Source organism: Bacillus sp. AFS012607, assembly GCF_002558005.1.
In the GTDB taxonomy this organism is placed as follows: Bacteria; Bacillota; Bacilli; order Bacillales; family Bacillaceae_G; genus Bacillus_A; species Bacillus_A thuringiensis_S.
Window position 1 is genome coordinate 1 of the sequence record NZ_NTVM01000106.1, and the last position, 1,675, is coordinate 1,675.

The window sequence follows — 1,675 nt, forward strand, 5'->3', positions numbered from 1 at the left end:
AAGCTCTTAACAGCCCCTCTTTTGTTGGTACTGTCATAATCGGTTGTATATTACCAATAACCGAAACGCTCTCCAATACACCTGGTAATCTCATAATTAACACCCCGTTTGCTTAATAAAACTAAAATCCCATGAAAAAAAGGCAACAAAAAAAGCCATACCCTTTGCATAGCCTCCTTATTGCCTTAATTATATTTTTTCACTATTTCATCCAAAGAAACGGGAATAAGATTTGACCAAATTTTACATTGCTATTTACGCTCTCTGCTAAGTATTGGCATCCCATTACAATAACGAGTCCGGCTGCCCCACCAAGAAACCACCAAATACATTTATGTCTTCCTCGTTCACCGCCCCAAATTAATAGATAAGCGCCCCAGCAAAATACAATCGCTGTACTAACCATTGCCCCTCTTTGCATCCATGCAATAAATGAATTCCCTGTATTAATTAGACCGTCCATCGCATCACCTAACACTAACATTTGAGATAATGTTTCCAACATTGACATATACATTCACTCCCTTTTCATTTTCAAATGCTTATACGTTACTAAGCTGACTTGATTCATTCGCCTTGCTGTCTTCTTTTACTTCTGTTGCTGTTGCTTTATAAGCTTGTAAAGCTTTCATTACTAAATCTTGATTTTCTTCAATGTATTTCTGATGATGTAAATGAAGCCAATGGTTATAATCCTGACCATTGGCTCTTAATAGATTTGCTACCATATCTTTTTCTTTTTTTAATTCCCTCTGTGTAATCGCCACTATATCACCACCTTTCAATGATTATGTGATTACTTCTGATATTGTTCTTTGCAATTTTGGACAAAATAGGTAACTTCTTTTTCAAGTTCTGAAGGTTTAATTTGTGGAATTTTAATATCTTTTTTCAACTTTCCTTTTTCATAATATGCCAGTGAATCTCTTTTTTGAGATAAGCCCCAATCATATGGGTTGCTGGAACCTGGTATATCTTCTCTCTCTTCATCTAATTCTTGCACTTGAATTTTTTCTTGCTGTGCTACTTTTTTTACAACATGAAGCCAATCCTCTCTTTTCTTCTTAGTGGAATTTAACAAAACAAAACCTGTGCCATCCTCACTCATGAACTTCTTCATTTCTAAAGGACTAAGTTCCATTACTTCCCCTTTTCCCGAACTAAAGACAAATGTTGAACCAATACCAATTGCAATTAACAGTCCAACAACAGCGGAAATGATCCACCCTTTTCGACTCATGTATTTTCCTCCCTATGTCATATTTGTATAAGCGATTTTGAAGTGTGATGAGACACATTTTAACTTCAACATCTGTCTTTATTTTATAACATTTATAGGAAAGTGGGATAGAAAATGGAAATATCATTTATGGCTGGAATGACGAACCCTGTATTGGCATGCGNNGAACCTTATGTATCTACTGTCGTGATGTTCCTCGCTTCTTCAGAATGTCAAAATGGGATATTCCTCACGAGTACTGACACAAACAGGTCTTTGATACAATGCATTTCCCAGTGGTCACAGATGAGTTTTACGATCTTACTCACCCAACGATAATCGTATACCTAACCCCTCTAGTGACCTTTTGAGGGGAGGCACGCATATATATTGTATATTTCACCTTTCTACATCATTACTGAAAGGAAGAGGTACACAATATATATCTAAATTGTC

3 protein-coding genes are annotated in these 1,675 nt (G+C 36.1%); all 3 read right to left on the reverse strand.

The window, feature by feature from the left end; translation table 11 throughout:
• Window positions 1-202: 202 nt before the first annotated feature.
• The 3 genes from CN409_RS31060 to CN409_RS31070 are packed head-to-tail and all read right to left on the reverse strand — an operon-like array spanning window position 203 to window position 1,240.
• The gene (locus tag CN409_RS31060) at window positions 203-511 is read right to left on the reverse strand and encodes a hypothetical protein (protein WP_000062188.1); all 309 of its coding nucleotides are present in this window, start codon (window positions 509-511) and stop codon (window positions 203-205) included.
• 31 nt (window positions 512-542) lie between these two features.
• Window positions 543-767, reverse strand: a complete 225-nt coding sequence (locus CN409_RS31065; RefSeq protein ID WP_001018796.1) for a hypothetical protein — start codon at window positions 765-767, stop codon at window positions 543-545.
• A gap of 29 nt (window positions 768-796) precedes the next feature.
• Window positions 797-1,240 carry a hypothetical protein gene (locus tag CN409_RS31070; RefSeq protein ID WP_097981934.1) on the reverse strand — a complete coding sequence of 148 codons (444 nt, stop codon included), beginning with the start codon at window positions 1,238-1,240 and terminating at the stop codon, window positions 797-799.
• Window positions 1,241-1,675: the final 435 nt, after the last annotated feature.